Here is a 25,853-nt window from a genome sequence, read left to right as displayed (position 1 = left end):
TTTTAAAGTTTATACCTAGCGTTTATATCCTCCATAAACTCCCGCTAAGTCATCAGCACTTTTTTGTTCTTTAACAGCTTCGCGCTGCAAAGACTCACGGCGTTGTTCCATTTGATACCATTTGATACTCTGTTGTCGACCTAATTGTCGACGCCACAAATAGTCAAGTCTATGTTGTTCTTGTTGCAATAATGCCTGTTTTTGGACAAGTTTAGCCGTCATGGGCACCAAAACTTGGGCCATATTGCTGGCATTTTGCCATAGAAGGGAATTAGTACCGCGGCGATCGCAAATCCGATACTCATCAATCATTTGGCTAATATGTTGACATTGATACACGGCTGTTTGCATTCTTTGATGCAACTCTTTTTTTTGTTTACCTAGTTTAGCCAGTTTTTTTTCTTCCATACCACATAAACTAGCGAGGCGTTTGTTGCTCATATCCCATAATATCCATCAGTTGTGTTAATTGGGTTAAGCTGCTTGGTAAATCAATATTTTCATCAGTATTTTGCTTTAAAAACGCTGCGATATCGGCATAATGACGCACAGCTAAATCCATTTCCAGATCTTGCCCTTGTTGATAACCACCTAGGGGTAATAATTCACGCACTTCACTGTAACGACTCAGTAAATGACGAATCACTTGACCTTGTGCAAGCTGCTCCCCTACTGCCACTTGAGTCGCTAAACGACTCACAGAAGCATTAATATCAATCGCAGGAAAATGACCTTGTTCAGCTAATTTACGGCTAAGTACAACATGTCCATCTAGAATTGCCCGAGCGGCATCGGCAACAGGATCTTGTTGATCATCGCCTTCAGTTAGTACGGTATAAAAAGCGGTTAAGGTGCCTACGGGATGTTCACCATTACCAGCCATTTCAACCAAACGTGGTAATTGCGCAAATGCTGAAGGTGGATAACCTTTAGTGGCGGGTGGTTCTCCTAAGCTTAAGGCTATTTCCCGCTGAGCCTGAGCATAACGAGTTAATGAGTCCACTAACAAAAGTACGTGCTTGCCTTGGTCACGAAAAGCACAAGCAATTTCATGGCTGAGCACCATGGCCCTGAGACGCATCAAGGGTGTAGTGTCGGCAGGTGCAGCAATAACAACTGCCCGCTTACGACCTTCTTCCCCTAAAGTTTGTTCGATAAATTCTCGGACTTCGCGGCCACGTTCGCCAATGAGCCCGACAACCACCACATCAGCTTCAGTGAAGCGGGTCATCATACCAAGCAACATACTTTTACCTACGCCAGAACCAGCAAAAAGTCCTAATCTCTGGCCTCGTCCTACAGGTAATAGACTATTAATAGCTCGAATCCCGACATCTAGCGCCTGGGTAATAGGTCTTCTTAAAAGAGGATTATAACTACTATGACTTGGAAGCTGTTGAGTCACTCCGCTTAGTTTTCCAAATAAATCCAGTGGCTGACCGAGTCCATCTAGCACTCGGCCAAGTAAACCATCACCCACAGCAACTGTTCGTACTTCCGTAATAGGAATAACACGAGCTCCAGGCATTAAACCTTGTGTAGGCTCGATTGGCATAAGGCAAAGTACATCTTTGTGAAACCCCACCACCTCTGCTTCGATCAAACGTCCGTGACGACCTTCGATTCGACAACGGTCCCCCATACCAAGCTGGCAACCCACAGCTTCTAGTACTAAACCATTAACGCGAATTAATCTACCATATACCTTAGCAATAGGAACATGAGGCCAATCACCCTGTAATAACTTAAGACTCAAGTGCAACCTCTAAAAGCTTTGCTTCAACTTGTTCCATGCAGGTATCGAGTCGCGTTTCAACTGAGGCATCAGCATCGGATTTTTCACTAACAATACGACAACTTCCAGCAGAAATACTAGTATCTGACACTAAATTCCAACCACGAATCTTGTCTTCTCCTAATTCTTTAAGCTTAACTACAGCACTTGGTTCTAAGTGTATTTTGACTTCAGATTGATCATCAGGCAAAGCGATAAGTGTTTCTTCCACTAATTTAAGAATTTGCTGAGGCTGAAGAGTGAGTTCGCATCGAATCACTTGTTGAGATACACGACGAACAAGGTCAAGAATAAGACTTTGTTGACTTTTTATCTGCTCGGCATGGCCTTCTTCTAACAATGCTCTCAACGCACTCAGCGGAACAATTAGGTCATTAAACTGCTCATCGATCTCTTGTTTTCCTAACTGCTGCCCCTCTTGTTGCCCTTGAAGAAACCCTTCTTCATGACCTAAGAGTCTCCCTTCTTCTATGCCCGATGCTAACCCCTCTTCTCGGCCCTGATTAACACCTTCGTTATAGCCTTGTTCAAAGGCTTGCTTGTTATTTTGCCAATCGTTGCCATTTCCTAATTTAGATTCTTCACCTAGAAGTGCAGGAAAACGATAACGACGGGCAATACTCGTATCTAAACGCCAAGAATTAATAGGAATATGACCCGATTTAACAGTAGATTGCTGACGATATTGACGTGGAGGATCTAAAGGATTTTTCATCATACCACGACCTGTTCTTCAAAGAGTTGTAACTTAATCTCACCGTCTTTTAACATTTGTTTAGCTAGATTCATAACCTCTTTGCGCGCACCTTGTGCACGACTTAATGGCACGCCACCTAAAGCATCCATTTGAGTTTCAATGGCCGACGACATACGTTTAGGCAAGGCATTGAGTAAGCTTACTTTCAGCTCTGGCTCAATACCTTTAAGGGCAACTGCTAGCGTTTCTGATGGCACTATACCTAACAATGTTTGCAAAGTTTCTTGCTTTTGACGACCAAGAATGATGAAGTCGAACATGTTATCGGTTACGTCATCAGCAAGTTTATTGTCATAAAGTTTTATCATTTCCATGAGCTGTTCTCGATCGCCTTCAAAACGATTCAAAATATCAGCTACTTGCTTAACACCAGCTACTTGAGTATGACTTTTTTCCATAGCCATTAACATACAACGTTCAACTAGTTGTCTTAATTCATCAACGACATGCCGATCTAAATCTCCTAGTTGTGCAATGCGAACTAACACATCATCTTGGTTAGACAATGGTAACATTTTCAATATATGAGCAGCACTTTCAGCGGGTAACAACCCTAACAATACGGCTTGTAATTGTGAGTGTTCATATGCAATTTCACGAGCAAGCAGTTGAGGTTCGACCCATTCTAATCGCTTTACTAAAATTTTAATTTCATCACCATAGATACTGTCAATCAGGCTTTTAGCTACTCTATCACCTAATGCAATATCTAAGGTTTTCTGTAAATAAGAACGCGATGCTCTAGCAATACCGGACTGTTCTTTATAACGGTCAAAGAAACGACTTAGCACAGCTTCAGCTTCATGCTGAGTAATACTAGAAAGACGTGCCATTTTATGACTGAGTAATTGCACATCACTCTTATCTAAATAAGACATAACACTAGCTGCGCCTTCTTCTCCCATACTAAGCAGTAACATAGCTGCTTGAGAATAGTTATCCATCTGAATATCAAGTTCGTTCTTAGTCTGCATCTTTATCACCAATCCAATGAGCGAGTACTTCGGCAACGCGTGCGGGTTCTTTATTGGCGAGCATTCCAAGATGCTCCATTTTCACTGTTAGTGGCGAGCCAGATTCAGGTAAATCCATATCACCTAACCACTCAGCATTATCTTTACTTGACTGACCTTGTGCCAATCTAACACTAGATCTAGTCATGTCCTCAGCATCGGCTTCAGCATTTTTAGCTTGTGCTATGGTATCAAGTTCACGAGACTCATCGTCAAGTTTACGGGCAGTTTGAGTTAAATGTGACACTAATGGACGTAATACGAATAGAATCAATCCAAGCCCTAATAACCCCCCAATGATGTATCTAAGGTAAGCTTGATAATCTTCAACTTGCCACCAAGGTAGAGGTTCAAATTCAGTCATTGCTATTGGCGCAAAAGCAAACGCATTAATACTGAAACTATCTCCACGTTCACTGGAGAAACCAATAGCATCTTTAACCATCGAACCTAATTTTACCAACTCAGCATCATCAGTGGTTAAGCTTGTTGAAACACTATTATTGACTAAAACAGATATAGATAGATTTTCAAGCTGCATTTGTTGATAACGAATATGACGAACACTACGCCCCACATCAAACTGACGGTTTGCTTCCTGTCGTAAACTACGATTTTTATCTGCAGCAGCTTTAGTTGTATCTGGAGGTTGATTACTTAACGTCCCAGGGATACCTTGAGCAAGAGCGGCATTTTTATCATCTGTACTAGTGCGCTCCTGTGTCATAACACTTTCTGGGTCTAATGCTTCTTTGGTTTCTTCAACCTGATTAAAGTTCACTTTAGCAGCAATTTTAACTTGATAGTTATTGGGTCCAAGGATTGGTTCTAACATAGCATTAGCATTAGTAATTAAATTATGTTCAAGCTCGCGGGTATAATCGATTTGCTTATCTCTTGCTTGAGTAATATCTTGGTTTTCAGATAGGTTCGCACTTAAAAACTCACCATCTTGATTCACCAACTTAACACCACTTGTTAACATACCGGTTACGCTACCAGCCACCAAATTAACAACAGCTTCAACTTGAGACTGAGTTAGAGCAGCCCCTGGGTGTAGTTGCAGCATCACAGATGCTGTAGGTAATTCAGGTTGTTGACGGATAAATAGTGAGCGCTTAGGAATAGCTAAATGCACTCGAGCTGAGCGGACGCTTTTCAGTGACATTATAGTCCGCGCTAATTCGCCTTCTAAACCATGACGATACTTAGCTTGCTCCATAAATTGACTAGTGCCTAAGCTCGAACTATCTAACTCATCCATACCAGAAGGTACTTTTGCTTTCACCCCTCGAGCGGCTAGCAACATACGTGCTTTACCTAACTGATCATCCGCGACTAAAATCATACCCGTTGTCGATTCAAGACGATAATAAATACCTTCGGCTTCTAACGCCTCAATCACTTGAGATGTTTCCACATTCTCTTGACTACCGTACAGTGGACGATAACCTTGGCTAGCCGTCCATAACATGATAACAATGACGCTAGCAACAACAGTAGCCAATAAGGCCAAAACTAGGACTTGTTTATCTCCTTGAGTAAACTTGCGCCACTTTAAAAATGCACTAGACAGCAAATTCGAAGACCGATCTCCACCTAGCATTTCTTTTTCAGACTGAATAACATTAGTCGGCATTCAAGCATTCCCTTAAATAGACATTTTTATAACATCATCAAACGCTTGGACTAAGCGATTACGAATTTGTATCATGGCAGAAAAAGATAAGCTGGCTTTTTGCGAAGCCACCATAGCCCCAACAAGATCATCACTACGACCAGAATCCACCGCTTTCATTAAATTTGATGAGTAATTTTGTGCTTCATTAACTGAAGCCACTTTTTGCTTCATCAAATCAGTAAAAGACCCCATTTCTATGTTGTTATCCATAGAATTCGTCTTAATACTGATAGCCCCTTTGGCCACTTCACGCTGTAGACTCAATGTCTCCATTAATGAATTTGCACTTATTACAGTTCCATTAACCATATTCATTCCTTAATATTTCCCGTCTTAAGCGGCATTGCCTGAGCGTTGTAATAATTGATCGACATCGATACCTGCATCACGCATTTGCACTAACTTGTATCTTAATGCCCGAGTAGTCATACCCAGTTCTGCAGCGGTTTGACTGCGACTACCCTGAACTTTACGCAGAATATCAACAATAAATTGAAATTCTGCTTGGCGTTTTGACTGTTTTAGCCCTTGTGTGCTGTTATTAGCACAACTCTCTGGCACTAAAGTAAATCCAAGATCTATTGCTTGAATAGTTTGTCCGCGGCGCATCATAAGTCCACGTTGAATACAATTTTCAAGTTCCCTTACATTACCAGGCCAATCATGATCTATCAGCGCATGTTGTGCTTGAGGGCTAAAATATGTAGTAATATCGTGCTGACCGTAATATTGTAAGAAATGTTCAGCTAGAGGCAAAACATCAGCCTTCCTCTCTCTAAGAGGAGCAATTTTTAATGGCAATACATCAAGGCGGTAAAATAAATCCTCACGAAACTCTCCAGCATCAACCGCCATTCTTAAGTCTTTATTGGTAGATGCGATCACTCTTATATCAAGCGTTATAGATTGGTTCCCTCCTAACCGCTCAACTTCTCTTTCTTGGAGTACCCTTAATAATTTAGCTTGTAAAATCAAAGACATTTCAGCTATTTCATCTAATAATAACGTACCACCATTAGCTTGTTCGAATTTACCGGCTTTATCTGCACTCGCTCCGGTAAAAGCTCCCTTTGTGTGACCAAATAGAATGGACTCAAGCATAGTTTCAGGAATTGCCGCACAATTAATAGCCACAAACGGTTTGCCCGCTCTACTTGAATGTCTATGAATATAATTAGCTAATGGTTCTTTACCTGTACCACTTTCCCCTGTTAATAGAATGCTGGCTTCTGTAGAAGCGGCTCTGTGCGCGAGCATCAGTAATTGCTTGCTGATTGGTGCCGCTGCAATAATTTGTGAGTCGGGTTGTTCAAGCCGATGTAAACGTTCAATCGATGAAAATAATGGGTTATCTTCTAATGGGAGTAATAGATAATCTTGCACACCAATTTGCATTGCAGTAGCAGCTAACTCTCCTTGTTCTGGGGCTAACAATGCAAGATAGTTTTTACTGGGGAACTGTTTTAAATGCTGAGCAAGCGCCGTTGGTTGATATTGCGATAAATTAATGATGGTAAGCCAAGGCAGTTCTTGCCCTGTCTGCCAAAGTTTAAAACCTTGGTGTTCAAGACTTATTTTTGTCGATTTAGACAGCTCAAAATCGACAAGACGTATCGTTAGGTTATCCATAATCCCTACTTCACTCTGTTGAAAACAGGTTAGCTCTATAATTTAACTAACCTCTGAATAATCGAGTATTTACACGTTAATCTGCAGACCTAGTTTTAATCCCCCCTTTCTGTCAGAGGATACAACTCACCAAGTTGCACTATTTATACATGTTTGATGTTTACGCCAGACTGAATAAAACGAGTGACAAAACCACCAATTTTCTGTGTGTTCAACATAAAACTCTTCAAGTAATCACCAGTAATGAGATAATGCACTTACTACAATATTAAGTTTTTAAGTTTCCTTTAAAACGTTAATTTATCTCAAATCGCTAACTTTTTAAATAGGTATTTACTTAAAACTTTAATTGAAATCTATATTAATCTCTAAACTACAAGTTATAAAAATGAGAAAGCAAAACTTTCTATACAATGCTACATGTAATACTTATAAAACCTTAACGGAGTAAAGTTTCATAAGTATTACATATATTTTACCTAGGTGATTGGCGGACGATAATATGACAGATAACTAAAATTTAAAACATAAATATTAAAAAATTAGTATTTAATGCTTATTCAGTTGTCATAGAACAGAGAGACTGATATCTTTATCACGATTTCAAACTTACTTACGACAAACAGTGAGTTATAGATTTAAAAAATGACAAATAAATGACGCGCCAAACATCAAGTTATATATTTTGACACTTAGATTCAACGTCACAATTTTGACGCGCTAGTTGATTATTGACATTATTCATTAGTTATTTGTCATGTGATTTGAAGTATGCGATTTGAAAGTGTTATCAACAATCAAAATATATCATTACTTGCTTAAGTATCATTAAAATAATTAAGCAAGATATTTAAGCAGGTCGAAAACTAGCCAAAATAGATTTTGACTAATAACAAAAAAACAAAGATTCTATATATTTATTATTTTTATTCGGGGATGGAATGAAAGTTACAGCTAGAGCATTTTTATTAAAATCTAATTCAAAAGATGAAGTGAAACCTGTTAAATTAGTGCAGGAGACTTTAGTTCGTTCTCGAATATTGAAGCAATTAAACCTATATAAACGCCCAATTTTAGATACTGTGAGCCGTTTGTTTATGCCTATTACTCGTCAAGGTTACGCTAGTCTTTTGAGTGTATCCCTTAAAGCATGTAATAATAGTATTGAATCTCAGCCTTATTTTGGATGGTTCGCCTGTCGTTACCAACAAAAAACATTAGCTTGGTGGCGTATTGATCGCTGCACGTTGGAACAGTTAGCAAGTAGCTGCTATGGCAGTCTTATGACACCGTTAAGTTCACCTCTAAGGCAGCCTACTCAATCAGAATTCCGCTTAATTAAGCGTCTATTTATAAACGTATTTGAAGTCCTTCCTTTTGAGAATATCAACCTAGAAGAGTTGGACATTGAATTAGTTAAAAGTCATTCTCCTGTAGAAGCAAGCGCGGTATGGGCCCTTGAGTTTGCTTCAGAGTCAGTAGCACCACCAATACATATTTACATGTCTCAGGAGTTATTATTACTAGTAAAAGACACTCCAAAGCAAAAACCTGACACTGATCATTTAGCGGCTAAGTTAACCAAATGGCTACAACAAGTTCCTATAAAGATGACTCTTACATTGGGACACCAGAATATACCAGTCGATGCCCTTAATAAATTGAAGGTAGGTGATATTTTACCTATGAACTTGTATCCCAAGAGCGTATTAACTGTAGGTACTGGAACATTATTTAATGCTTCAGTACATAACCATGATGGTCAGATGGTTGCAAAATTAACTCAAAACACTTACCACTATGAGGACAAAAAAATTGGCTGATGAACACACTTTACCTGATGACTTTTTACTAAACGATGACATTTTTAACGATGATAACTTTGCACAACCGGCTATAAGTAAAAAACCATTAAAACAATCCTCATTCTTTAAACTATTACCAGTAAAAGTCAGTTTAGAACTAGCCAGTGTCGAAATGCCTCTCGGTGAGTTAACTCACATGGGCGAAGGTGATGTCATTGCTTTAGATAGAATGGTTGGTGAACCTTTAGATATTAGAGTTAATGGCTCTCTGCTAGGTAAAGGCGAAGTCGTCGAAGTGGGTGGGCGTTATGGTGTACGTCTGCTTGAAGTCGAAGATATCAATCTGGATGAAGCAACCAATTGATCATGTTAAGAGTGCTTATATTTAGCCTAGTCATACTGGCTCCACAAGCGTTCGCCGCTGATGGTTTAACACTGTTGACGTTTGGTTCTGGTCAAGAAAGTCAAGATGTGAACATTAAGCTTGAGATCCTAGCTTTAATGACAGCTCTAAGTTTTTTACCAGCACTACTTATGATGTTAACAAGCTTTACTCGCATAGTGATAGTACTGGCTATTTTGCGTCAAGCTCTAGGCTTACAACAAAGTCCACCAAATAAAGTCCTCATAGGTATTGCGTTAGTATTGACTGTTTTTATTATGCGTCCTGTAGGTGATAGTATTTATAAAGATGCTTATTTACCCTATGACCAAGGCCAAATGAATCTTGTTGAAGCAGTAGGTATTGCTAAAGTGCCTCTGAGTAAATTTATGCTATCTCAGACTCGTGAGACAGATCTTGAGCAAATGCTAAAAATTGCAAATGAACCTATCGATTTGAAACCTGACGATATTCCTTTCTTCGTATTAATGCCAGCATTTGTATTAAGCGAGTTAAAAACAGCTTTTCAAATAGGATTTTTACTATTTTTACCTTTTTTAGTAATAGATCTCGTTGTTGCTAGTGTCTTGATGTCCATGGGTATGATGATGCTATCGCCCTTAATTATATCATTACCGTTTAAGCTAATGATCTTTGTACTCGTTGATGGCTGGGCCATGACTGTTAGTACTCTGACAGCAAGTTTCGGGTGATATAATGGACACCAATGAACTCACAGTGCTATTTGCCGATGCCATGTATATAGTAATTCTTATGGTCGGCGCTTTAGTCACTCCTGGTCTCTTAATTGGTATTGTTATTGCCATTTTTCAGGCTGCAACTCAGGTCAATGAACAGACACTCAGTTTTTTACCTAAACTTATCATTACTTTATTAATGGTACTTTTTACTGGCTCTTGGCTTATTCAACTTTTGAGTGATTTTTTTGACCGCTTATTTATGAATATTCCCCACATTATCGGCTGATATGCTCTCACTCACCTCAACAGAAATTAGTACGATAATTGGCAGCCTATGGTGGCCATTTTGTCGTATCATGGGAGCCTTCATGATAATGCCTTTAATTGGCAATGCTTATGTCCCTGTAATGATAAGAATTCTGTTTGCATTATGTATTTCAGGTTTAATTGCCAATTTACTCCCACCAGTCCCTGCCGTTGATGCTCTTTCATTTTCAGCTCTATACTTAGCAGTAGAACAATTACTCATAGGCTTTATGCTGGGTTTTATTTTATACCTATTACTGCACGTGATGACCATATTAGGGACTATTATGTCTATGCAAATGGGTATGGCGATGGCAATTATGAATGACCCAGCTAATGGTGATGCAAATCCCATATTAAGCCAGTGGTTTTTACTATTTGGCACTTTAATCTTCTTGGCATTAGATGGACACTTGGTCGCGATTGGTATATTAGTCGATAGTTTTAGACTTTGGCCTATTGGCAGCGATTTATTCTCCCTTCCCTTGATGGGATTTGTGCATAGAGTAGGTTGGCTCTTTTCAGCTTCATTAATGTTGGCTATTCCTGCTGTATTGGCCATGTTACTAGTCAATATTACTTTCGGCGTATTAAGCCGCTCGGCCCCATCACTAAATATTTTTGCTCTAGGCTTTCCTATGACGATGCTCATGGGGTTATTGTGTGTATTATTATCCTTAAGTGGCATACCTAGTCGATATAGTGATCTGTGCTTAGATGCTCTATCCGCAATGTACCAATTTATTGGGGGCACAGTATGAGTGAGACACCTAAGCATGATAAAACAGAAGATGCGACTCCACAGCGATTACGAAAGGCAAGGGACGAAGGTCAAGTTCCACGATCTAAAGATTTAGCATCAGCAGCACTTATTATAGGGTGCTCATTGATGCTCACCAACAGTGCAGACTGGTTTGCAACTAAAACTAGTCAGCTAACGCGTTATAACATGTTATTGACCTCTGAAGATTTAGCCCGAGATGACATCATGCTGATGCATTTAGGGACAAGCTTAATCAAAATGTTAGAACTACTTACACCATTGTTCATTATGGTAGGTTTATTAGCTGCTGTCGCGGGAGCTCTGCCTGGAGGACCGATATTCAATTTAAATAATGCCAATTTTAAGTATAGCCGTATTGATCCAATCTCAGGTCTTGGCAGGATCATATCTGTAAAATCTCTGATAGAGCTTATAAAATCATTTTTAAAAATAACATTACTGATTGGCATCATGTTAAGTTTTCTTAATAATAATTTAGATAATTTAATCAATTACAGTCAGCTCCCTATTGACGAAGCTGTGAGCAAGGGCATCTCGATGTTGTCTACAGGTCTGCTCTATTTAGGTGTGGGACTTATTGCTATTGCCTTTATCGACGTACCTTATCAATATTGGCATCACCTCAATGAACTTAAAATGTCACGTCAAGAAATCAAAGACGAACACAAACAACAAGAAGGTAAGCCTGAAATTAAGGCGAAAATACGCCAATTGCAACATAGAATGGGGCGGTCCAGGGCTGATACTGCAATACCTAAAGCTGACGTACTCTTAGTTAACCCAACTCATTATGCTATTGCGCTTAAATATGATCCAGAATTAGCTGATGCTCCTTACGTACTCACTAAAGGTACTGAAGAACTCGCACTTTATATGCGTAAATTAGCTAAACAACATAATGTAGAAATTATAGAAATACCGGCCTTAGCTAGGGCTATTTACTATTCCACTCAGGTTGATCAACAGATCCCTAGTGCACTATTTATGGCCATTGCGCATGTATTAAGTTACGTGATGCAAATCAAGGCTTCTCGTAAAGGTCAACAACAAAAACCCGACCCTTTACCTCAATTTTTTATTCCACCTAATTTAAGACATGACTAAAGGATTGCTACTCCCATGAACAGGCTTTCGCGTATTTTTGCCGGCAACACTAGCTATATCGGTATTCCGATCATGCTACTCGCCATATTGGCTATGGTTATTTTACCTTTGCCAGCATGGCTTTTAGACATACTGTTTACCTTCAACATTGTCTTAGCAATTCTAGTATTATTGGTCAGTGTCTCCATCAGGCGTCCATTAGAGTTTTCCGTTTTCCCAACCTTACTCTTACTCGCTACCTTAATGCGTCTAACCCTAAACGTTGCTTCTACCCGTGTGGTATTAATTGAAGGCCATGAAGGAGGTGATGCCGCAGGTAAAGTGATTCAAGCCTTCGGTGAGGTTGTAATCGGTGGCAATTATGTTGTTGGTGCCGTTATCTTTCTTATCTTGATGATCATCAACTTTGTGGTTATTACTAAAGGTGGGGAACGAATTTCTGAAGTTTCAGCTCGCTTTACTTTGGATGCTTTACCCGGCAAGCAAATGGCTATCGATGCTGACCTCAATGCTGGAACTCTCACCAATGAACAAGCAAGAATTCGTCGCCAAGACGTAGCAAGAGAAGCTGACTTTTATGGCTCTATGGACGGAGCTTCAAAATTTGTTAGGGGTGATGCTATTGCAGGTTTGTTGATACTTTCAATCAATATCATAGGCGGTATAAGTATAGGCATATTTATGTACGACTTGTCAGCTGCCGACGCTTTTAAAACCTACGCGTTATTGACCATAGGTGATGGTTTGGTCGCGCAAATCCCGTCATTATTATTAGCAACAGCAGCAGCAATTATTGTTACTCGCGTATCTGATGCTGAAGAAATGCCAGCCCAACTTAGTCGACAATTGTTGGCAAATCCTAAAACTTTGGCAACTGGTGCTATCGTAATGGCAGTACTCGGGCTTACACCAGGTATGCCTGCATTAGTATTCTTGTCATTTGCGTTACTGTTAGGATTTTCATCTTGGAAACAATACCAAAATCTACCTCTACAAACTAATGATGATGTACAAGCGCCAGTTGAACACACATTAGCAGAACCTACGGCCCCAACCTGGGATTCATTGCCTTTTACCGATGTGATTGAAGTAAGACTAGGTTATCGATTAGTACACTTGGTCGAAAAAACCAAGGGAGCAGAACTACAAAAACGTCTCACAGGGATCAGACGAACATTATCTGAACAAGCCGGTTTTTTATTGTCTGAAGTACGTGTAAGAGATAACTTAGCACTAGCTCCTAATGCCTATCAAATCAACTTTATGGGCAATCAGGTGGCACTTGCAACCTTAGAACCTGACCATCTCTTAGCCATTAAAAGTGGCATAGTTTATGGTGAAATTGAAGGCATGCTGACAAAAGAGCCGGCCTACCAAATGGATGCTGTTTGGATTGAGCAAGAGCTCAAATCAAAGGCTCTCAATCTTGGCTATTCTGTAGTTGATAATGCAACGGTTATTGCCACCCATGTGAGTAAATTACTCAGAGAATCTCTCTCTGATTTACTTCAGCATGATGATATTTTACTACTCACAGATAGATTAAGCCGCCAAGCCCCAAAATTAGCAGAATCACTCACCACGGCATTGACACCAATACAAATGTTAAAGGTGTTTCGTTTACTCCTTAAAGAACAAGTTCCACTCAAAGATATAAGAGCGATCGCAACGACCCTACTAGAGTGTGCAGAACAAACCAAAGATCCGGTACTACTGGCAGCAGATGTCCGCTGTGCATTGCGAAACAATATATTGCAGCAAATCGTGGGCAGCTGTGACAAACTGCAAGTCCTCACTTTGACTCCAGAGCTTGAACAAACCTTGATGACGGCGTTAAATCAATCACAGCAACAAGGTAAAGTATCTCTAGACAGCTTCCCCGTTGAGCCAAATTTATTAGCGCAATTACAACAACGTATGCCGCAGTTATTAGCAGAAACAAAAGAAAAGGGCCATAGTCCAATATTATTAGTGTCTCCACAGCTTCGCCCTTTACTCGCCCGCTATGCCTTGGCATTTGCTCGAGGACTACACGTACTTTCCTATAATGAAGTCCCTGAAACTAAAGAGTTAATGATTGCGGGACAGTTAGGTTAACGTAAGTACCTGCTTGGCTATAAATCCCAGAAACAACTAAATAGTCATGCTTTATTTACGATTAACCGATATGAGAAATGAACTGCGTGGAATCAGGCCAAACACGGTTACACAGCTTGAATGATAGGGGCATATTGTAGAGTGCCAAAATAAATCTAGGTGATCAAAGAAGTTGATAATATCCGAAGTAAAAATAACGCAGAATAATCTGCTATAAAAATGTAATGGAATCGGTTAAAACTAAATAGTTTTATGGACGCTGGCTCAGCGACCATACAATATTCAAGTACAATCCTGTTTATTGACTCTAACAATGCACTTTTTGATTATTAAAGATGGTTTATAACCATTAATAGTAAAAAGGAATTCAACTATTAATAAGGCCGCGATCATGGATGAGTATTGTTCTCCGACACAACGTCTAGCTAATCTTGATGCCATTAGAGGTGTTGGCGTATTAGGTATTTTCTTCCTCAACATTTATTTCATGGGCAATAGTTTTTTTGGCTATGCCCCCCATGAGATACAACCCACTGCCGATATTGCGATACTTATTTTTAGCAATTTTTTCTTAGAGGGGCGTTTCTTTAGCCTGTTCGCAATGCTGTTTGGGGTTGGGATGTTAATCCAATATCAACGTCAGCAAATGAGCATTGATACTGCCAACAATAGCCAACCCAAAAAAAACGTCATAAAAATGCGTTTGTATTGGTTAATTGTATTTGGGGTGATCCACGCGATTTTTATCTTTCCTGGCGACATCTTGCTCCCTTATGGCGTGGGAGGACTGTTGGCTTTTCGCTATATCAATCTCAATGCGGACGAACTACTGCAAAAAGCAAAATGGTTTATCTTTTTATCATTAATCCCTATCGCGCTTATTTCACTTATCCCCGATGAACAAGTTTACACTCGTAGTTCAGCATTATTTATTGAACAACTGCCTATTTGGATAGGTACCTACGGCCAACAGCTTAAAATGCATTTAACCATGTTTGGCTACATGCTGCTGGTTATTCCGTTAACCCTAATGTGGTTTGTTGCTGGTTTAATGTTATTAGGAATGGCGCTATATAAACGCAAGGTTTTCATCAATGGTTTAGATAATAAAACCCTATGGCAATGTGTATTTTGGACCCTGCTGTTATCATCATTAGACTCGGTACTTAGTATCAGTGGCAACCCTATGTTAGAAGCTATTTCCGATCTCTTGGTTTGGCTTAGTGCTGTAGCAATGGCATTAATTTACATCCACTTTATCTGCAAATTTTGTCAGAATTCTGCATCTAAATTAACACTATTGCAAAACGTCGGGCGGTTAGCTTTTAGTTTGTATATCCTGCAATCCATTGTAGGTATTTTATTGCTCCGTTATATTGCCCCTGAATGGCTGTACACGTTAGACAGAATTGGTTATATGTCGATTGCGATTATTTACAGTGTACTGCAATTGGCATTAGCCAGTCTTTATCTGCGAAAATTCAATCAAGGTCCGTTAGAAAAACTATGGCGAGGCTTAGTCTCTCGAACAAGCTAAAAATAGCAAGGGTTCAAAAATAGCTACATTCAATTAACTCATTGTGTTTGATAAATTAATCTATTCAGCATAACAGTCATTGCCGCTAGCACGTTAACCACAGACATTAGATAATGATGACCAGATTAAATTGATACCGTTAGCAATAACATTGAAGTCCTATTTAAATCTGACAAATGATGCGCCACGACTAAATGCCAAATCTCCATCTAAACTAATTAACACTACTGGATGTAACGTAAAATGAATAAATTTGCTTGGCTGATGTTGATTATTTTCGGCACCATTATAGCAATTATCCAACCTTGGCTAGCTGGGGTATATGGATTGATTAATGTCATTACATTCGGTTTGTACTATCGAGATAAATCTGCGGCTAAGTGCGGTCGCTGGCGGGTTAGCGAAAATACTTTGCAGCTTTTTGCGTTAATGGGCGGTTGGCCTGCAGCATTACTAGGGCAATACCATTTACGGCATAAAACCCAAAAGTCATCATTTAAGCGAATACTATGGGGCTGTATCCTACTCAACTCAATCGGGTTTAGCCTATTGTGTTACCAACAATTACAACCACGGTTGATGGTATATCTTTGATATAAAATATGAGGTTAATGGTAAATTCAATCAAGTAGGTGTGTGTTAGGTCGTCACTTTTTGCGCTAAACTAGCGACACTGTTTTCCAACTATTCAAGAGCAACTATGCGTATACTTTTAGCCATTGTGGTCATTGCCGGCGTTATTTTTTATTTTTTTACTCAAGCAAACAACTCAAAAGCCACCAAAGAAAATATTGCACAAGGTAAGATTTTTTTAGCTGACAATGCAAAACGTGAAGGCGTAGTGCAAACCTTATCAGGCTTACAATATGAAATACTCACCAAAGGTGACAACACCGAACACCCAAAAGCCAATAGTAAAGTCACTGTGCATTATCACGGGACACTTCTTGATGGCACAGTATTTGACAGCTCTGTAGACCGTGGAGAAACCATCAGCTTTGGCTTAAACCAAGTGATTAAAGGTTGGACTGAAGGTGTACAGTTGATGACAGTGGGCGATAAATTCCGTTTTTATATTCCTAGCCAACTCGCTTACGGCAATCGTTCAAGCGGTAAAATTGAAGGTGGTTCAGTGTTGATTTTTGATGTTGAATTATTTGAAATTAACTAACTAAACTCACACAAAATAATCTATTAAAGCATCGCTAAAATGAATAGTTAAAACTATTGATGACAATAAGTCGTTAGCATAAATGCCAAAAACAACGCCTCTATTCATGACGAAGAGGCGTTTTTATTGGCGTTAATCGGTGGATTTAATGCATTGATTTAATGAATTGATATATCTTGTGCCTAATACCACCCACCAGCCAACCATTTCAGATAAAAAAATAGCGACAGTTAAGTCGCTATTTAATGGTTAATACTATTACTGCAATATCAGCTTGTTACTTCATCATCACTATGTGAAATGTTAGCCATACAGTCATCAGCCTTGGTGCAATACTAGTTATAAATCGATGTAGTGAGGCCAGCCAAGTAATCCGTTGAGGCCTTCTTTGTGCTCAAAACGTTCAAGCTTTTCAGGGCTTGCACCTTGCATAAGTAACTCACGGTAACCTTTGGCAAAATGCATTGTGCGCAGCAGGCCTTGGTTATAATGCTTACTTAAATCAGAGCGTATAGTGACAACGAGATCCGCTGGTAATAGCGCTAGTGTTTTGTCTGTTTGCGCCATTAAATAATCGCTGTCAAACCACGCATCATCTAACTCAATTTTGCCTAAACGCTTTTTAAGATCTTCTCTTACTTTACTGTCGGCAAACAAAGTACGGTATAGCACAGCTTCGGCTAATACCGCTTCAATGTTTAAGCAATCTACGAGATCGAGATTTGAATTTTGATAAAACGTTTTCAATAAAACACTAATAGCCTGCAAACGATCATGCTCGGCTAAAGCTTCTTGATAACTCTGCCAGCCTTGCCATTCATCCATATCAGGCGGACTAGACACTTTCTCAAGCAAACTTTGGCTTACATCACCATAAAGTGATTTTGCGGTGTTAAGGCTGCTTGCTTGGGTTAATAAGCTCCAGCCTTTTTGAAAACATTTAAGTACGCCGTCGCTCGTTTGCAGCAAAGGCAAAGAAGTAGCGGGTTCGTTGCCAGTAAGGGAAATAAGCCCAATACTAACCACACCAATCACATCGTGAGCTGCTTGTTCAAGCAAATGCATCTTATGCTTGTTGTAGAACTTGTCAGCAAGTTTAAGGCTCATCAAAATAGCCTTAGCCTTAATTTGAGTCAGCTCTTGCTGGCTTAACTTGTCTTCAAGCTGACCATAAGCCAGTACCTTGGTTAAATAGGGGCCTTGGTTTGAGTCCCGTAATGCCAGTTGCATATCAGGATCCTTAATCTAAAAAGCTAAACATATCATCAACTTCAGCGTATTCATCCGCCACTTGATTTTTCTCTTTCGCTTGCAGTACCAGCTCGCTAACAAACTTAGCAATAATCTGTTCCCAACCTGAACTCTCATTGCGGAGTAAGTTTTTAATCGACTGAGCAACATCTGGCGCTAAATCTTGGATCAATGCCATCAAACTGCGAGGATCATCAAGGCTTAGACTGTGAGACTCTTCACTGGTATTCCAGTTGTCGTAACCCACTGTAGTGCCATCATCTTCATCGTCAAATATATCCTGCTCGTCCGCTTCATCAGACTCACTTGGCGCTAACATAAGCTCAATAAATGGAATGGATAAATAGAACAAACCGGCAGGATCTTCTGCAATACATTCTAAAATAGCAGCTTGCTTGGCTTCGCTGTCTTGAATACGAATAAGGTATGTCAGAAACTCAAACGTGTGGTTAATAAGCTCATCAACGTTGGTTTTAACTTGCTCTTCCCAGTACAGCGGCTGCTGGCAGACGATGTCGCGAATTTGCTCAGGGCTCATGAGCTCTGACATAATTGACGGGCAAGAAATATCATGATGACTGTTAATTTGAGTCAGAGTAACGATATCCATTTGCTCTATCACGTCAACTAGCTGAGCGTCACTCATGGTGTTGGCAATGATCTCAAAACGCTTGCTGGCCTGTTTTGGCTCTACATCAGCAAGCTGCTTGATTTCCGCTGCGGCAATCGCAATCAAATTAGTTGTCATTATCTGTCCTCGTCATCATATTGATCGTAATAGCCTTCTTCCTCACTATCTTCATCGTCTTGATCATAGTCATCGTTTGACTGGCCGTATTCATCGTCTTCACTGTGAGGCGGTTTAGCTTTTTTGCCACTGCCATTGATGTCTTGATTCAATAGATATAGCACTGCGCAGCTTTCGATCAGCAAAGACTCACTTTTACCGCGAATAGCTTGTACTAACGGAATGTCGTCATTATTGAAAGCAATGCTCACCTTAAAATCATCCCACTCGGGTTGAATGGCATTATCAATCCAGTAAGACCACTTAATCATAGATTCAGGTGAAAACTTCACATGACCAAATAAAGCGATTGGTAAATACTCTGGAACAGAGGAAAGAATGCTGATATCGGCCAGTAACACCTGCTTTATCTGGCGGGTGAAATTATCCAAAGCATTGGGACTATCAGAATCATTGTATGATTCAATAGTGTCGTAGGCGTTACTTTTAAGCTCTTGAATACGAATAAGATTTAATGATTTAGGCATTGGGTGCTCAAGGGTAAAGTTGGTCCCACAACTCGCACATTGCGGCGTTAGGATCGGTCACTATTACATTGTTAAAATCTTTAATAAACGCGTTTCTTAGCTTTTTATCACTCAACACGTCATAGGCTTGTTTCACTCGTTGAAGCTGAACTGCGGCCTGCTGTCTTTCTTCATCAGAAGCTGAGAGTAATTTATCTGGGTGATACTTATTGGATAAGCGTTTATAGGCTTTTTTTATTTCATCTTCTTTTGCACTAGCTTTGACGCCAAGCACGGTGAAGTGGTTAATCATAAAGGTTACCTGTAGGCGATGATGCTATCAAAAGGTAGACAAATATTGTCATTCATAAAAATATGAATAATTGATCGTCAATGATAACAGAGATAGCCTGATGTCAGCAATTAACACTAACATATCAGCACAGATAACTGCTATCGATGGGACCTTAACCGCTAAACGATAAGTCGTCATTCAACATAAAATAAATTGTGGTTGGATTAGCGGTTATAGCTGAAAGAGTAAAGATGAAATACAATTTAACAGCATGGGTTAGCGATAAATCTGCTAACCCATGCTGTTATTCTCAATTTGTTAAGCCAAATAAAATGGATCATCAATCGATTTAGCTGGCGCGGTAAACCATTTTGGCCCTTGGTCAGTCATGTAAAAATGATCTTCATGGCGTATGCCAAACTCACCTGGCACACATAACATTGGCTCATTACTAAAACACATACCCACTTCCAGTGGCGTCATATCATTTCGCACTAAATATGGCCATTCATGAATATCTAAGCCAATGCCATGACCCGTTCGATGAGGTAAACCTGGCACCTTATAATCTGGTCCAAACCCTGCGGCTTCTAATACTGTTCGAGCAGCCGCATCCACGTCACTACACAGAGTCCCTAACGTAGCAGCATCAAAAGCAGCAATTTGTGCATCCTGTTCAAGTTGCCATAATTGACGCTGACGAGCATTTGGCTCACCAAATACGTAAGTACGAGTAATATCAGAGTTATAGCCTTGTAACTGGCAACCAGTATCAATCAATACGGTGTCATTTTTTTCAAGGACTTTAGGTGATTTAACCCCATGCGGATAAGCGGTATCTTCACCAAATAGAACGATGCAAAAATACGAACCTTTGGCTGCACCCACGGCATAGTGAGCTTGGTTAATAAAGTCTTCGACTTCTGCAGTGGTAATGCCTTCACGTAAGATACTGGCAGTTGCTTTATGCACTTCAAGTGTCATGTCTTTAGCGCGTTGCATTAAGGCAATTTCGGTAACCGACTTAATCATCCGACATCCAGCAGTTACTGTGGTCGCACTTACAAATCGATGTTGTGGAGCCGCTTGAGCAATGCCATCGCTAATGAAAAAGGCAGTTGACTCATCAATACCGATTTTTGCTTGGCTCAAGCCAATGTTATCTAGCACATTGGCAAAAATCTGGTACGGGCTTTCATCCTCATGCCATGTATTCACTTGACCTTTAATGGTCATATAACCCTGTAATGTATCGAGTTCAAATGCAGGAGCAATATACTGAACCTCACCTACAGCAGGAATGATCGCACCCACCATACGTTCGCTGGCAAACCAACGGGTACCCGTAAAATAGTACAAATTAGTACCGGCATTAACATAGATTGCTTCTAAACCGTGTTGCGCCATCAATCGTTGTGCATGTTGAATTCGCTGATTAAATTCATCATCACTTATCGCAGCTACGCCGTGAGTCATATTAATAAGTGTGGCTAATGCTTGTTGCGGACTAACGCCGCCGACACCGATTGTCATAGGTTTTCCTTTGGTTATTTTTATTGTTATTAGGGCCTGTGGATCTTTCAAGGTTGTTTTTGCAGTGAATTGTTGTTCCTTTATACAAGGCAGAGGCTTTGTAGTGTAGTTATTCTACATTAGAAGCCGATAACGCAGTAGAAATGAACAACAAACGCTGCCCGAAGGGTTCGGTTAAAAACGTTTTACTCTTTGTTGAGTGATTCTTTGTTAAGCAAGTGGTGCTTAGATTGCTAGGCAGCAATCCACTCGCCTCGATTAAAACGTTTTTATCTCGAACAAAATTTAACCGGCAAAGATCAACAGGCCCAAATCTAGCAACAGATTGATTAAATCAAATCGTTTTACCTTGTTCAAATACACAAGATAATCAATGCCGACAAGGATACCGTCTACATCGCTTTGTTACCATTGTATACAATATAAGTTTACAATTTTTATCTGCCTGATAAACATTATCTAAGCGACTTCGCTTGCCAGTTTACCGTCACACTTGCGATAATCGAGGCTCATTCTACAGAGCTGAGTTCATCAGTCGCCTCCAACGGAGAAACCATGTCCAATATTATTGCTACCCGCCTTAACGCCATTCGCCAGCAGCTTGAAGTCAACCAAATAGATGCATTCATTATTCCCCGCGCTGACGAATATTTAGGTGAATATGTGCCTGCTCGTAATGAGCGTTTACATTGGGCTACTGGTTTTACGGGTTCTGCAGGCATGGCAATCGTGCTAAAAGACCGCGCGGCAATATTTACCGACGGCCGTTACACGGTGCAAGTGCGCCAACAAGTAGACGGTAACTTATTTGAGTATTTAAGCTTGCATGACGACCCACAAATTGACTGGTTAATCAATACATTACCTGCAGGATCGAGCGTCGGCATAGACAGTCGCCTACATACCCTAGCTTGGTATCAACAAACTAAAGCGCAATTTGATAAAGCCCAAATCAATTTAGTTGAAGTGGATAACAACCCGATTGATGTCAGTTGGTTAGACCGCCCTGCACCGTCAGCATCCACCATGACTTTATTTAGCCACCAAGGCGCTGGACGTAATAGTGTCGAGAAACGTCAACAAATTGGTCAATTGATTAATAAGCAAGGTGCCGATGTTGCCCTTATTGCCGCATTAGATTCATGTTGTTGGTTACTGAATATCCGTGGTAACGACGTTCCACGCTTCCCCGTCATACTTGGCTGCGGATTATTATCTACCAATGGCGACATGACCTTTTTTACCGATTTAGCTAAAGTGCCGCAAAATATTGAACAACACGTAGGTGCAGGGGTAAGTTTTAAAGATGAAGCTGAACTGGCTACCGTACTTGCACAAATGGATGGTGTGAAGTTATTAGCCGACCCTCATTCTGCCAACGCCTATTCGCAATTACTGGCACAAAAAGGCGGCGCTAAACTGATTGTTGGCACTGACCCTGTTGCATTACCTAAAGCACAAAAGAATGATGCCGAATTAGCTGGTATGCGAGCGTGTCATATTCGTGATGGCGCTGCCGTTAGCCGTTTTTTAGCCTGGTTAGACAGCCAAGTCGAACAGAACATTATGCACGATGAAGCACAACTGGCTGACAAATTAGAAAGCTTTAGATTACAAGACCCGCTGTATCGCGAACCAAGCTTTGACACTATTTCAGCCACTGGTGCCAATGCTGCCATGTGCCATTACAACCACAATAATGGCACTCCAAGCACCATGACCATGGACAGCATTTACTTGGTCGATTCAGGCGCCCAATACCTAGACGGCACAACAGATGTCACCCGCACCGTCGCCATTGGTAAGGTAACCGACGAGCAGAAGAAAATGGTTACCTTGGTGTTAAAAGGCCATATCGCGTTAGATACCGCACGCTTTCCAAAAGGGACTACGGGCCAACAACTTGATGGCTTTGCCCGTCAGTATTTATGGCAACACGGTTTTGATTACGATCACGGAACAGGTCACGGTGTCGGTCACTTTTTAAGTGTTCATGAAGGCCCACAACGCATAGGTAAAAACCTTAATGGCGTGGCACTGCTGTCAGGCATGGTTTTATCGAATGAACCTGGCTACTACCGTGCCGATGCCTTTGGAATTCGCATCGAAAACCTAGTAACCGTTCAACCTTGCCAAGCGCTACAAGGTGCAGAGCGTGAAATGTACGAGTTTGATGTATTAACCCATATACCAATGGATGCACGCTTAATCGATACCTCATTGTTAACTGATTTTGAAGTGAATTGGTTTAATCAATATCAGCAAAAAGTACGTCAAACCTTAGCACCATTAATGCAAGGTGACGAGTTAGCCTGGTTAAACAAAGTAACTGTTGCGATTTAAGCATTAACGCTTCAAGTAATTGTTAATATGAAAGGCTTAGGGTGATTGAATCATCCTAAGCCTTTTTAGTTAAACGCTAAAAATATCGCTTAATAACAATGCATTAAACAATGATGACTGTTGTAGGCCGTACGGTGTAGGGAGGTGCTTAACCTCCATATTTAGAGCAAATTAGCGACAAGGTGTATCGAACTGCCAACTGCGGATCTATAAATAAACGTTAATGTATAAACCCGGCTACTTCATTTCGACATGATTGATATCAAGTTTTTCTGCTGTGTTGGGTTTATGATATTAGCAATACCAAAGCTTCTTGAAAGCAATTGACTAATAAGTCCTATCCCTTTTCCCGTAAGAATAGTTATAAAAGACTATAGTCATTTAAGTAGGAAGGATTTAAATTAAATAGCAGTATTAAGAAGCCGCATAATTAGTATTTTAATTTTGACTACCGTGATCTAATCAACTCAAAACAGAGGCGATATGACAGACAACAAAATCCCAACTAACAATAACGACACGACTAAAAAATCGGAATCAACGCCGCAGCAAACGCCGCATCCTTTTGATGCTCACACGTTAATGTGGATATTGATGTTCTTTGCCGCTTATACCATTTTTTCAGGTTTATTTGCCCAAAAAACCCCAGAGATTTCATATTCGGATTTTAAAAAGGCAGTCATTTCTAATCAGGTATCATCCATCTCTTTCAAAGGCGACCAAATTTACGGTATCTATATCGAAAAAGATGCAGACAAAACCAAAACCTTCCATACCGTTATCCCCCCCACTACAGACACCAATTTAATGCCTGTTCTCGAAACAAATAAAGTCAATATTTCAGCTAAGTCTTCTGCTGATCCCCAATGGCTTTCCATTTTGATCGGCATTGTTCCCTGGTTGTTAATTATTGCTTTTTTTATCTACTCAAGCCGAATGCTGCAACAAAAAATGGGCGGGAAAGATGGTTTTATGGGCTTTTCAAAGTCTAAGGCGAGATTGTTTGAAACCAAAGACAATGAAATTAATTACGACGATGTCGCCGGCGTAGAAGGCGCCAAACAAGACCTTCAAGAAATCATCGATTACTTAAAAAAACCTGAAGAATTTAATAAGCTTGGCGCAAAAATGCCTCGGGGTATTTTATTAATGGGGCCACCAGGAACCGGTAAAACCATGCTAGCAAAAGCCACAGCTCATGAAGCTGGAGTGCCTTTTTTTAGTATAAGCGGATCAGAATTTATCGAGATGTTTATTGGTGTTGGTGCTTCCCGTGTTCGCGACCTGTTTAAAGAAGCAAGAGATAAAGCTCCGGCCCTGATTTTTATCGACGAAATTGACTCCGTTGGCCGCGTTCGAGGCACAGGTCTCGGTGGTGGCAATGACGAAAGAGAGCAAACACTTAATCAAATTCTCGCAGAGATGGACGGATTCTCAGTAGGTGAAGCGGTTGTGGTATTAGCTGCAACAAATCGCCCCGATGTGCTAGACCCAGCGCTATTAAGACCGGGGAGATTTGATAGAAAAGTAACGTTTGAATTACCTCAACAAGAAGCGAGAATAAAAATATTAAAAGTACATACTCGTAAAGTGCCGATTGAGTTAAATTTTGATTACAAAGAATTAGCCAGCATGACCGTTGGGTTTTCAGGCGCTGATCTTGCCAATTTAGTCAATGAAGCTGCATTATCCGCAGCAAGAAAAAAAGCCGACACAGTAACAAGAGATGACTTTAATCAGGCCCATGACAAAATAATTATGGGAAGCGAGCGAAAAGATTTATTAAATCCATCGGAAAGAAAAAGAACGGCTGTTCACGAAAGCGGCCACGCCATCGCAGCATTATTCTTACCCAATAGCGATCCGCTTCGCCAAGTATCGATCATTCCACGCGGCCGAGCGTTAGGTGCAACAGAACAGCTCCCCGTTGAAGACCGACACAATTACACTCAATCTTATTTAGAAACACGGTTATCCGTTATGCTCGGCGGACGCGTAGCCGAAAAAATTGTCTTGGATGATACCAGTTCAGGTGCATCTAATGATTTAGAACAAGCAACCCACCTTGCAAAAATGATGGTCACCCAATGGGGGATGAGCGACGCCATTGGCCCCATTCATTTTAAAGTCGGCTCCGAACATCCTTTTCTTGGCTATGAAATACAACAAGAAAAAGATTTTAGTGAAAAAACAGCGACAACAATTGACCAAGAGATTTACCGAATAATAAAAGAAGCAGAACAAACAACCTTTGCCATTTTATTACAACACCGTGACGATCTAAATCGACTAGTTGAAGAACTACTCAACAAAGAAACCCTAGATATTCACATGATTGAAGCAATGCTAAAGCCTAAAGATTAACAAAAATAATATTTTTGCTAATCAGGTTTTTTTGTTCTATTTAAGCCATTG

General features: G+C 40.3%; 24 protein-coding genes. 12 read left to right on the top strand and 12 right to left on the bottom strand.

What is annotated here, in order from left to right; translation table 11 throughout:
* Positions 1-15: 15 nt before the first annotated feature.
* From FH971_RS04430 to FH971_RS04400, 7 genes are read right to left on the bottom strand one after another with little or no spacing between them, the layout of a single operon-like run.
* Positions 16-441, bottom strand: a complete 426-nt coding sequence (locus FH971_RS04430; protein WP_140233503.1) for a hypothetical protein — start codon at positions 439-441, stop codon at positions 16-18.
* Positions 419-1,756 carry a FliI/YscN family ATPase gene (locus FH971_RS04425; protein WP_140233502.1) on the bottom strand — a complete coding sequence of 446 codons (1,338 nt, stop codon included), beginning with the start codon at positions 1,754-1,756 and terminating at the stop codon, positions 419-421. The genes FH971_RS04430 and FH971_RS04425 overlap by 23 nt, the downstream gene beginning before the upstream one ends.
* Positions 1,746-2,513, bottom strand: a complete 768-nt coding sequence (fliH, locus tag FH971_RS04420; protein WP_240778440.1) for a flagellar assembly protein FliH — start codon at positions 2,511-2,513, stop codon at positions 1,746-1,748. Before fliH ends, FH971_RS04425 begins: the two co-directional genes overlap by 11 nt.
* Positions 2,510-3,496 carry a flagellar motor switch protein FliG gene (locus FH971_RS04415; protein ID WP_240778482.1) on the bottom strand — a complete coding sequence of 329 codons (987 nt, stop codon included), beginning with the start codon at positions 3,494-3,496 and terminating at the stop codon, positions 2,510-2,512. Before FH971_RS04415 ends, fliH begins: the two co-directional genes overlap by 4 nt.
* Before the next feature lie 19 nt (positions 3,497-3,515).
* A complete protein-coding gene (gene fliF / locus FH971_RS04410) occupies positions 3,516-5,204 on the bottom strand; it encodes a flagellar basal-body MS-ring/collar protein FliF (RefSeq protein ID WP_140233500.1) in 1,689 nt (562 codons plus the stop codon).
* 12 nt (positions 5,205-5,216) lie between these two features.
* Positions 5,217-5,555, bottom strand: coding sequence for a flagellar hook-basal body complex protein FliE (fliE, locus tag FH971_RS04405; RefSeq protein ID WP_140233499.1), 339 nt, complete (start codon positions 5,553-5,555; stop codon positions 5,217-5,219).
* 24 nt (positions 5,556-5,579) lie between these two features.
* On the bottom strand, positions 5,580-6,875 hold the full coding sequence (locus FH971_RS04400; RefSeq protein WP_140233498.1) for a sigma-54 interaction domain-containing protein: 1,296 nt from the start codon (positions 6,873-6,875) through the stop codon (positions 5,580-5,582).
* A 941-nt stretch (positions 6,876-7,816) separates the two neighbouring features.
* Here FH971_RS04400 and FH971_RS04395 point away from each other — a divergent pair.
* The 10 genes from FH971_RS04395 to FH971_RS04350 all read left to right on the top strand — a co-directional run bounded on the left by FH971_RS04395 (position 7,817) and on the right by FH971_RS04350 (position 16,762).
* Positions 7,817-8,698 (top strand): FliM/FliN family flagellar motor switch protein, encoded by an 882-nt coding sequence (locus tag FH971_RS04395; RefSeq protein ID WP_140233497.1) that lies wholly within the window; start codon positions 7,817-7,819, stop codon positions 8,696-8,698.
* Positions 8,691-9,044, top strand: a complete 354-nt coding sequence (locus tag FH971_RS04390; RefSeq protein WP_140233496.1) for a FliM/FliN family flagellar motor switch protein — start codon at positions 8,691-8,693, stop codon at positions 9,042-9,044. Before FH971_RS04395 ends, FH971_RS04390 begins: the two co-directional genes overlap by 8 nt.
* Before the next feature lie 2 nt (positions 9,045-9,046).
* Positions 9,047-9,775: a flagellar type III secretion system pore protein FliP gene (gene fliP / locus FH971_RS04385; protein ID WP_140233495.1), complete on the top strand. Its 729-nt coding sequence runs from the start codon at positions 9,047-9,049 to the stop codon at positions 9,773-9,775.
* 4 nt (positions 9,776-9,779) lie between these two features.
* Positions 9,780-10,049 carry a flagellar biosynthesis protein FliQ gene (gene fliQ / locus FH971_RS04380; RefSeq protein WP_140233494.1) on the top strand — a complete coding sequence of 90 codons (270 nt, stop codon included), beginning with the start codon at positions 9,780-9,782 and terminating at the stop codon, positions 10,047-10,049.
* Position 10,050: 1 nt separating this feature from the next.
* A complete protein-coding gene (fliR, locus tag FH971_RS04375) occupies positions 10,051-10,830 on the top strand; it encodes a flagellar biosynthetic protein FliR (RefSeq protein WP_140233493.1) in 780 nt (259 codons plus the stop codon).
* Positions 10,827-11,957: a flagellar biosynthesis protein FlhB gene (gene flhB, locus FH971_RS04370; protein WP_140233492.1), complete on the top strand. Its 1,131-nt coding sequence runs from the start codon at positions 10,827-10,829 to the stop codon at positions 11,955-11,957. The genes fliR and flhB overlap by 4 nt, the downstream gene beginning before the upstream one ends.
* 15 nt (positions 11,958-11,972) lie before the next feature.
* Positions 11,973-14,054 (top strand): flagellar biosynthesis protein FlhA, encoded by a 2,082-nt coding sequence (gene flhA, locus FH971_RS04365; protein WP_140233491.1) that lies wholly within the window; start codon positions 11,973-11,975, stop codon positions 14,052-14,054.
* 391 nt (positions 14,055-14,445) lie between these two features.
* Entirely contained in the window at positions 14,446-15,591 is a 1,146-nt protein-coding gene (locus FH971_RS04360; RefSeq protein ID WP_140233490.1) for a DUF418 domain-containing protein, read from the top strand.
* A gap of 243 nt (positions 15,592-15,834) precedes the next feature.
* A complete protein-coding gene (locus FH971_RS04355; protein WP_140233489.1) occupies positions 15,835-16,185 on the top strand; it encodes a DUF1294 domain-containing protein in 351 nt (116 codons plus the stop codon).
* Positions 16,186-16,291: 106 nt separating this feature from the next.
* Positions 16,292-16,762 (top strand): BamJ family beta-barrel-assembly machinery protein, encoded by a 471-nt coding sequence (locus tag FH971_RS04350; protein ID WP_137222521.1) that lies wholly within the window; start codon positions 16,292-16,294, stop codon positions 16,760-16,762.
* 339 nt (positions 16,763-17,101) lie between these two features.
* Here the strand turns inward: FH971_RS04350 and atcC are convergent, their stop codons facing one another.
* The 5 genes from atcC to FH971_RS04325 form a co-directional block, all read right to left on the bottom strand.
* Positions 17,102-17,992, bottom strand: coding sequence for a cold adaptation protein AtcC (atcC, locus tag FH971_RS04345; protein WP_140233488.1), 891 nt, complete (start codon positions 17,990-17,992; stop codon positions 17,102-17,104).
* Between the two features lie 10 nt (positions 17,993-18,002).
* A complete protein-coding gene (atcB, locus tag FH971_RS04340) occupies positions 18,003-18,761 on the bottom strand; it encodes a cold adaptation protein AtcB (protein ID WP_140233487.1) in 759 nt (252 codons plus the stop codon).
* Complete coding sequence (gene atcA / locus FH971_RS04335; protein ID WP_140233486.1) at positions 18,761-19,288, bottom strand: cold adaptation protein AtcA; 528 nt, start codon at positions 19,286-19,288, stop codon at positions 18,761-18,763. The genes atcB and atcA overlap by 1 nt, the downstream gene beginning before the upstream one ends.
* Positions 19,289-19,295: 7 nt before the next feature.
* A complete protein-coding gene (gene atcJ / locus FH971_RS04330; RefSeq protein WP_140233485.1) occupies positions 19,296-19,580 on the bottom strand; it encodes a cold adaptation protein ActJcold adaptation protein ActJ in 285 nt (94 codons plus the stop codon).
* Positions 19,581-19,880: 300 nt separating this feature from the next.
* Entirely contained in the window at positions 19,881-21,095 is a 1,215-nt protein-coding gene (locus FH971_RS04325; RefSeq protein ID WP_140233484.1) for a M24 family metallopeptidase, read from the bottom strand.
* A gap of 555 nt (positions 21,096-21,650) precedes the next feature.
* Between FH971_RS04325 and FH971_RS04315 the strand changes: the two genes are divergently transcribed.
* Together FH971_RS04315 and ftsH are read left to right on the top strand one after the other, a co-directional pair.
* A complete protein-coding gene (locus tag FH971_RS04315) occupies positions 21,651-23,438 on the top strand; it encodes an aminopeptidase P family protein (protein ID WP_140233483.1) in 1,788 nt (595 codons plus the stop codon).
* 483 nt (positions 23,439-23,921) lie between these two features.
* Positions 23,922-25,802, top strand: coding sequence for an ATP-dependent zinc metalloprotease FtsH (gene ftsH, locus FH971_RS04310; protein WP_140233482.1), 1,881 nt, complete (start codon positions 23,922-23,924; stop codon positions 25,800-25,802).
* Positions 25,803-25,853 lie beyond the last annotated feature (51 nt).

Source organism: Shewanella polaris (assembly GCF_006385555.1).
GTDB lineage: Bacteria > Pseudomonadota > Gammaproteobacteria > Enterobacterales > Shewanellaceae > Shewanella > Shewanella polaris.
Note: the sequence above shows the minus strand (reverse complement) of the source record. Positions and strands in the feature narration are given on the sequence as shown.

Coding starts and splice junctions, on each gene's coding strand:
- FH971_RS04355 (WP_140233489.1), top strand. CDS start 15,835: ATGAATAAATTTGCTTGGCTGATGTTGATTATTTTCGGCACCATTATA.
- fliH (WP_240778440.1), bottom strand. CDS start 2,513: ATGATGAAAAATCCTTTAGATCCTCCACGTCAATATCGTCAGCAATCT.
- fliF (WP_140233500.1), bottom strand. CDS start 5,204: ATGCCGACTAATGTTATTCAGTCTGAAAAAGAAATGCTAGGTGGAGAT.
- atcB (WP_140233487.1), bottom strand. CDS start 18,761: ATGACAACTAATTTGATTGCGATTGCCGCAGCGGAAATCAAGCAGCTT.
- atcJ (WP_140233485.1), bottom strand. CDS start 19,580: ATGATTAACCACTTCACCGTGCTTGGCGTCAAAGCTAGTGCAAAAGAA.
- flhA (WP_140233491.1), top strand. CDS start 11,973: ATGAACAGGCTTTCGCGTATTTTTGCCGGCAACACTAGCTATATCGGT.
- FH971_RS04395 (WP_140233497.1), top strand. CDS start 7,817: ATGAAAGTTACAGCTAGAGCATTTTTATTAAAATCTAATTCAAAAGAT.
- FH971_RS04325 (WP_140233484.1), bottom strand. CDS start 21,095: ATGACAATCGGTGTCGGCGGCGTTAGTCCGCAACAAGCATTAGCCACA.
- atcC (WP_140233488.1), bottom strand. CDS start 17,992: ATGCAACTGGCATTACGGGACTCAAACCAAGGCCCCTATTTAACCAAG.
- FH971_RS04360 (WP_140233490.1), top strand. CDS start 14,446: ATGGATGAGTATTGTTCTCCGACACAACGTCTAGCTAATCTTGATGCC.
- fliP (WP_140233495.1), top strand. CDS start 9,047: ATGTTAAGAGTGCTTATATTTAGCCTAGTCATACTGGCTCCACAAGCG.
- FH971_RS04400 (WP_140233498.1), bottom strand. CDS start 6,875: ATGGATAACCTAACGATACGTCTTGTCGATTTTGAGCTGTCTAAATCG.
- fliE (WP_140233499.1), bottom strand. CDS start 5,555: ATGGTTAATGGAACTGTAATAAGTGCAAATTCATTAATGGAGACATTG.
- FH971_RS04315 (WP_140233483.1), top strand. CDS start 21,651: ATGTCCAATATTATTGCTACCCGCCTTAACGCCATTCGCCAGCAGCTT.
- atcA (WP_140233486.1), bottom strand. CDS start 19,288: ATGCCTAAATCATTAAATCTTATTCGTATTCAAGAGCTTAAAAGTAAC.
- flhB (WP_140233492.1), top strand. CDS start 10,827: ATGAGTGAGACACCTAAGCATGATAAAACAGAAGATGCGACTCCACAG.
- fliR (WP_140233493.1), top strand. CDS start 10,051: ATGCTCTCACTCACCTCAACAGAAATTAGTACGATAATTGGCAGCCTA.
- FH971_RS04350 (WP_137222521.1), top strand. CDS start 16,292: ATGCGTATACTTTTAGCCATTGTGGTCATTGCCGGCGTTATTTTTTAT.
- FH971_RS04430 (WP_140233503.1), bottom strand. CDS start 441: ATGAGCAACAAACGCCTCGCTAGTTTATGTGGTATGGAAGAAAAAAAA.
- fliQ (WP_140233494.1), top strand. CDS start 9,780: ATGGACACCAATGAACTCACAGTGCTATTTGCCGATGCCATGTATATA.
- FH971_RS04415 (WP_240778482.1), bottom strand. CDS start 3,496: ATGGATAACTATTCTCAAGCAGCTATGTTACTGCTTAGTATGGGAGAA.
- ftsH (WP_140233482.1), top strand. CDS start 23,922: ATGACAGACAACAAAATCCCAACTAACAATAACGACACGACTAAAAAA.